6 protein-coding genes are annotated in these 6,777 nt (G+C 63.8%); 5 read left to right on the top strand and 1 reads right to left on the bottom strand.

Translation table 11 applies throughout. The annotated features are described in order from the left end of the window. Positions 1-99: 99 nt before the first annotated feature. Complete coding sequence (locus RHBS_RS22065) at positions 100-2,073, bottom strand: DEAD/DEAH box helicase family protein (protein WP_128646435.1); 1,974 nt, start codon at positions 2,071-2,073, stop codon at positions 100-102. A 70-nt stretch (positions 2,074-2,143) separates the two neighbouring features. Between RHBS_RS22065 and RHBS_RS22060 the strand changes: the two genes are divergently transcribed. From RHBS_RS22060 to RHBS_RS22040, 5 genes are all read left to right on the top strand, one after another. Continuing rightward, complete coding sequence (locus RHBS_RS22060; RefSeq protein WP_128646434.1) at positions 2,144-3,484, top strand: type I-E CRISPR-associated protein Cse1/CasA; 1,341 nt, start codon at positions 2,144-2,146, stop codon at positions 3,482-3,484. Continuing rightward, complete coding sequence (locus RHBS_RS22055; RefSeq protein ID WP_187298596.1) at positions 3,481-4,026, top strand: type I-E CRISPR-associated protein Cse2/CasB; 546 nt, start codon at positions 3,481-3,483, stop codon at positions 4,024-4,026. Before RHBS_RS22060 ends, RHBS_RS22055 begins: the two co-directional genes overlap by 4 nt. A gap of 26 nt (positions 4,027-4,052) precedes the next feature. After that, positions 4,053-5,207 (top strand): type I-E CRISPR-associated protein Cas7/Cse4/CasC, encoded by a 1,155-nt coding sequence (gene cas7e / locus RHBS_RS22050; protein ID WP_187298595.1) that lies wholly within the window; start codon positions 4,053-4,055, stop codon positions 5,205-5,207. Beyond that, positions 5,204-5,884: a type I-E CRISPR-associated protein Cas5/CasD gene (cas5e, locus tag RHBS_RS32375; RefSeq protein WP_128646431.1), complete on the top strand. Its 681-nt coding sequence runs from the start codon at positions 5,204-5,206 to the stop codon at positions 5,882-5,884. The genes cas7e and cas5e overlap by 4 nt, the downstream gene beginning before the upstream one ends. 127 nt (positions 5,885-6,011) lie before the next feature. Continuing rightward, positions 6,012-6,707, top strand: a complete 696-nt coding sequence (locus RHBS_RS22040; protein WP_128646430.1) for a type I-E CRISPR-associated protein Cas6/Cse3/CasE — start codon at positions 6,012-6,014, stop codon at positions 6,705-6,707. Positions 6,708-6,777: the final 70 nt, after the last annotated feature.

Below are 6,777 nucleotides of genomic sequence, written 5' to 3'. Positions count from 1 at the left end.
GGGGCGGACGCCGAGCGCTACAGCGTTGCCCGAAACGGGGCGAGCGTGCACCAGGGCTGCCACGCATCCAAGAAAGCGAACCACGGGTACTCCTGGCCATCAAGATCGTGGTCGAAACCGATCAGGGAGCAGCGCGCTCATTCGGGCGTGCTGTGTCGGTGTAAGCGAGCTGGGCCTGAGGTTTGCAACCCAGGCTCCGATCTTGATTTTTCGCCCGGTCTCGGGCTCATCGACCGTGGCGGAGGGCAGGATGTGGGGGATTCGGGTCAGGGAGATGTAGCGCTCGACGAGGTCGATCTTTCGATCGACCGATAGTGCTGAGTTGCGGCCGGCGGCTTTGTCCCACGACCATTCGGCAAGTAGTGGGTCGTCATCGAAGAGTGCAATGATTCGCTTCGGTACCCGCCCTGCGGATTTCGCGCGCCGCAGGGCCTCGACCCGCGCTCCCAGTGGGTATCCGTTGGGGGTGTTGGGGTCGCGGACGGTCAGCCCGACGCGGGGGTTGACGGTCTTTCCGTGGAGTGCTTGTTGACGTAGGAGATGGTGGACGCGCAGCCATCCGCTGGTGGTCCTTCGGACGATTTCCAGGACGAATCCATCGCCTATGTTGATCGGGAGCTCGAGGGCGTCGAACCGGACTCTGTTGTCCGGGCCTGGAGGCGGGGCATCGCCCTCCATCGCGCGACGGTGTTCGACCAACGAGGTGTAGATCATTTCGTCTTCTTCTGCGAGGACCGTCAGTACTTGCCACGCAGTGAGGTAGCGGGTCCGAGCGACTCGCTCCTCGGTGGTCGTGTTGGTGTTCATGTCCTTCCGATGCAGTACCGGCAGAATGATCAGTGCGTTGTTGTGGTGCCCCTCCGGGTGGGGCCGGAGCACTCGCCCGACTATCTGAACGATGTCGGGTGCACTCGACCGCGGCGCGGCGAACATCACGGCGTCGAGCGCGGGGACATCGATTCCTTCCGCGAGCAGTCGGCAATTGGACACTACGACAAGCTCATCCGAGCGATGAGCCAACGCAGAGAGCGCCGCCGAGATATGGCGGGGATCGCTACCGCCATCGACGTGGAAGACACGCACACTTTTTCCTGCCTCTCGCGCCAGCGCACGAAACTGACTGGCCCACGCGCGTGAGACGTCGATTCTGTTGTGGAACACCATCACCGACCGCAGAGTTGGCATCGACTCTGCTGCGCGCATCAGAGCCAGCTGCGCGGCGGCGGCGGCGGGATCGAGCTGAGGGTTAGCGGCTGTTTGAGTCTCGAGGACCTCGAAGGCTGCGGCTTCCTCCACACCGATGGTGGCGATGCGGTAGTCCGAGAGCAGGCGTTCGGAGATGGCGCTGCGGAGACTGATCGGCGCGATGATCGGACCGTACTCGGCCACCGAGGTCATCGAGTTGATCTCGGTTGGACCTAATTCCTCTGGGTCATCGAGACCCAACTCCACTTCGCGGACCGTGGCGGTGGCGAAGAGCCGCCGGTGCGCAGGAATCATCGTGTTGTCCAGCGGGATACTCCATGCTTTGTCGGCTCTGCCTGCGGTGCGGTGGGCTTCATCGCAGATCAGCAGGTCCCACACGATCGCCGATGCCACGGTCGCGGCGGCGACCGCCATCGAAGACGCGTAGGTCGCGACGACAAGAGTGTCCGTGGAGCCAGCGAGCAGTGCGGTGAGTTCGGCGGGGTCGGTGGTGCCGTGTACGTCGAGTGCGGCGACAGCGGTCCTCGGATCGAGGTCCGGCTCTTCTGTCGGCCCTTCCGCTGCGCCGAATTCGTCTGTCGTTGCACGGTTGGCGCTACAGACTGCGATCAACGTCGATCTAGGTGACGCCGAGCGAAGAACGTTCATGGTCTGTACGAGCAGGCGCACTGTCGGTACGAACACCACTGTCCGGGCGGGTCGCGTCGACTGCATTTCGAGGAGCGCGTGCATCACAACCGTTTTGCCTGTCCCGCAGGGCATTACAAGTGTTGCACGGGTCGACCCCGCGTCCCACGTCTGACCGATCTGTTCGAGGGCCAGGCTCTGGTGGGGGCGAAGTCGATAGCCGGTCGCGGCGGTCTGCATAGCAGTAGACCGTAGCCGACAATCAGGCCCGGAGTATCGTTCTCAATGTTCGATACGTAGTGTTCTAAAAATGAACCTTCTGACCGACCCGTGGATCGATGTGTTCACTGTCGACGGCCCAGCAACAGTGAGTGTGGCCGACGCCGTCCGTGACCGCGGGGACATTCTCGACGTCACCTCCGGTGATGCCCTCGAGGACGCTGCAATCCTACGCATGCTTCTGGCCATCGACCTGGTCAGCTATGGCGACCCTGCTCGCTGGCTGAACGGCACGGCACGGCGATGGGAACTCTTCGGCAGTTCCGATCCGTTTTGGCAGAATTCACAGCTGCGAGAACATCTCTCGGAGCGTTCAGTCTCTCCCGTTGTGACGTTGCCCTACCGATTTGCGGGCAACGGGTCCACTCTTCTCGATCACCACCACAACGAAAGCGGCACGCGCCTCACACCGGCCGCAGCTGCACGAGCACTGCTGATGCGGCAGCAATTCTCAGTCGGGGGCATCCAGCCCTTTCCGGAGTCGGTCTTCGGGGTCAAGTCGGCAAAGTCGGCAATTGCATCACCGCGCCCATTCGCCTGGGTTGACGCTGGAAACCTCGCCGACACCCTGGTCGCCAACCGTCGCCCCGGTCCTGCTGGAACGTTCCACCACAGTTGGCCAGGAGGTCGCCCTGCAGACACACCTCCCCCAGGCGGTCAAGCGGACGCACTCACGTGGCAGAGCAGATCCATATTGCTTGTACCGGATCCGGACGGCTACGTCGGTGGAGTCTCGATCACCGAAGGACTGCGCTACGGCGAGAGCACCGACCCACACCTGGTGCCCCACACAACCTTCACCAAAAAGAAGCCAGCCGATCCCTACACGGCATGGGATGTACACCTGAGCCGCCCCCCGTGGCGACAACTCCTCACCGCCTACGCATCCGATGATGCGCCCGGCGTCTTCGCGGCCGAACTCCCCTCGAACGGACGAATCAGATTGGCAGGATTGGCGGCCTACCAATCCCGCATCGACGGACCGGTCACCGGCACGTTGCCGGTACCACTCATCAGCCGAGCCTGCGCGGCCGAACTCGACGCTGCTATCACCGAAACACGCAAGCGCCTGATCGGACGCATCATTGCCGCCGGACGCAGCCTGGCCCCATCATCGGGGCCTACCTCGACCAACGCATGGTGGAAACGATCGATGCCGACCACGACCCGCCTCAACACAGATTTCGAGCCCATCGTCCGAGCCGCATTGACCGCCCAGACCACCATCGCCGACGCGATCGCACAAATGCGGGCCTGCGCCGACACCTCCATCACCGAATTCGCATCCACCATCGCTGCCGCATCACCCACCGCTGCAGCAGCAGCGATGACCCCGACAACTTCGATCGCCGACGGAGACACAAGCCAATGACCGAGCCTGAGCCCACCGCTCCGACAGCCACTGACCGCTACATCCGTACCCTGGCCGCCGCTGCACACGCACATGACCCCGCGCTCAGACGGCTCAGCAAATGGCAGCCAGAAGGCATCGTCGACCCCGTCGTCATCGGGCTCACTGCCGAGGCGAACGACGAGCAATGGATTTCCTGGGCACTGACGGGAAAACTCTTCGCCCGATGGCACTTCGGGCGAGCCTCAGTCCGCTACGGAACCGAGGGTGCAGGGCTCGGGCATGCACTGCGAACAATCGGCTCCCCCGGAGCTCGCGGCCCCCGCAACCCGGCAGCACTCAGACTCCTCACCCGACTGACCACAGTCGACAGCGACCCCGCGCTCTCCTTCACCGTCGACGCGATCGGTACAGCATTACGTTCCTCCGACTACCCCCCGCGCTGGTCCAGCGTCGCCGACGAAATCCACGCATGGCGAAACCCACAGACACGCAACATAACCCGCGTCCTCTGGGCCCGGCAATTCCATACCTATCAACCCGCACCCACCTCCGCATCCTGACAAACGACTCGTCAAAGGACACCACCATGCCCGACACCACGCTCGCCCCCTTCCTCGCTCTCCATATCCTGCATGCCGTACCAGCATCACTACTGAACCGCGACGACGCTGGAGCCATCAAGAAGATCACCGTCGACGGCGTAACCCGCGTCCGCGTGTCGAGCCAATCGTGGAAGCGCGCCATCCGCACCGGCGTCCGCACCGCAGCCATCGAGGGCGGAGCATTCGGCCTACGCACCACCCGTTTCCCTCAGCTCACAGCAGATGTTCTTGCTACCCGCCACGGCATCGACCCCCACCGCGCGTCCGCGGTATCAGCAGCACTGTTCACTCGACTCGGGCTCAAAGCCAACGAGAAGACAGGCAACACCGCCGCTGCAGTGTTCGCGTCCGAGAACCTTCCCTCACGCGTCGCCGCTGTCCTCGCAGAGCACGACGGTTCCATCGTCTACGCCGCCGACACAGGGAGCACGAAGAAGAAGTCCGACGCGGCCCTGAGCATCCCCGACGAAGTGATCGCGGCCGCCCACGCAGCACTCGACGTCGACGCGACCATCGACCTCGCTCTGTTCGGTCGCATGCTCGCTGAAATCCCCGGTCGCAACATCGACGGCGCAGTCTCGGTCGCACACGCATTCTCCGTCGATCCGATGGCGCTCGAAGCAGACTTCTTCACTGCCGTCGATGACGCCGCCAGAGATGACGAAGCGGTATCGATGATGCTCGATACCGCAGATCTGGCCGCACCGACCCTCTACCGATACATCGAGCTCGATCGACGACAGCTCCGCGCCAACCTGGCGACTGCCTCCACCGACCTCGCAGTGATCGAGCGCCTCGCGCTCGCAGCAGAAGCCGCACTCATCGAATGGTCCGTCCGATCCCTACCGGCCGGAAAGAAGCGGTCCTCCGCGGCCCATACCCTGCCCATCGTCGTACTCGCGGACACCGGCACCGCCGTCTATTCACTCGCCGACGCATTCTCCCCCGCCATCCGCGGAACCCAGGTCGCCATCGACGCCGCCACACGGCTCCTGCGCCACAGCGCAACAATGCGACCGTATACAGGCGGATCGACCGCAGTACTGGCGATCAACCCCACCGTCGCCGACGCACTCGACCTCGATGGGCTTGGAATCGCAAGCAGCCTCGCCGATCTCATCGCAACGGTCCGCAGATGACCACCGCCACTGTCACCTTCCAACTGACCGGCCCCCAGCAGGCGTGGTCGACGCGCGAGAGAAGCTCAACTCGGCCGACACAGGACCATCCCACCAAATCCGGCGTCATCGGATTGGTCGCGAACGCCCTCGGGCGCGATCGCACCGATGACATAGACGACCTGCGAGCCTTGAGACTGGGTGTGCGGGCCGACCGAGCCGGACGAATCGAATCAGACTTCCACACATCCGGGTCAGGATCGTTCCCACTGCTCCCCTCAGAAGTCCTCTCCGATCCGGCCTTGGCACGCGCGGCGTCGAAAGGAGCGCCCCTCGAGCGGACCTACAGTGCACCGAAAAACATCGACCGCGACAGCAAAGGCTCCCTCGTGGCGAAACGGACCTCGGCGATCCTGACAACCGACGAATACCTCTGCGACGCAGACTTCACCATTGCGTTGTCCGGCCCCCGCGAACTCGTGGACCGGATCGCGAGAGCCCTCACAGATCCCGCACGCAGCCTGCACCTTGGCCGCAGGCATATCCCCTGTCGGCTCCCCCCGGCCCCACCGTTCACTCCGTCGACGACCCCACCGCCGCACTCGATCTCATCCCCCCACGCCATTCACAGGCCCAGCACCTTCTCTGGACCGAAGTGCACCCCACCCGCAGACCCCACCCCGACACAGAGATTGTGATCGATCAACCCACCCGTTTCGACAGCCGCCGAAACGCCGGACGCCTTGAGAAACGCCACATCTCGCTACCTTCCAGCGCGGCCCCAGCGAGCAGCGCCATCGACTTCTTCGCACCCGAGGAGCACCCATGACCACCGATATCGAGACTGTCGCGCTGCACACCAGCTACTTGACACTCGACGCACGCCACCCTGAGGTCAGGCGCGCCCTCGTCGATGCCCACAACATGCACAGACTCGTCATGTCCGGCTGGCGCGACCAAATTTTGCCGACCGATACCGAACCACGTCGCACCCTCGGCATCCTCTACACGCTCTCGCTAGAGACCCACAATCGCGTCCGCCTCGTCGTGCAAGCAAAGACACCGCCAGACTGGCACTTCGATGCCGGTGTACTTCACACCAGCATCGACCAACGCCGCCGAAATCCACCGCTGGCGGGGACTGTCGCGTTTCAGCTCACTGCCGCCCCGACCAAATCGGTTCCCTCCGCCCCACGCACCGACACCGCGCCCCGCGCACGGGGCAAGAAGATCCCCCTCCCCAGTGCAGAACGCGATACCTGGGGACGAAAGATGCTGGCGGCCGGCGGACTCGACGTCGAAAGCCTCACCGTCCACGCGGGACCGCGACTCGACAGCGCCATCAAATCCTTACCCCGAGCCCACAGGGCAACACCGAAGGCCGTGTTCGCACACACCACCGTTGTGTACACAGGTACAGCGCGCATCATGGACGCACAAGCCCACAGCACTGCGCTCACCCACGGCGTGGGATCCGCGAAGGCCTACGGGTGCGGACTCTTGCTCACCAGATCGGTATGACAAGGCATTCGGACACCGAACGAACCACCGACCCCACCCCCTGCAACAGACCTGGTCAGGAAGTGTCCGC

It is taken from the genome of Rhodococcus sp. BS-15 (assembly GCF_000813105.1).
Lineage (GTDB): Bacteria > Actinomycetota > Actinomycetes > Mycobacteriales > Mycobacteriaceae > Rhodococcoides.
This window is presented reverse-complemented; position numbering and strand designations above follow the sequence as displayed.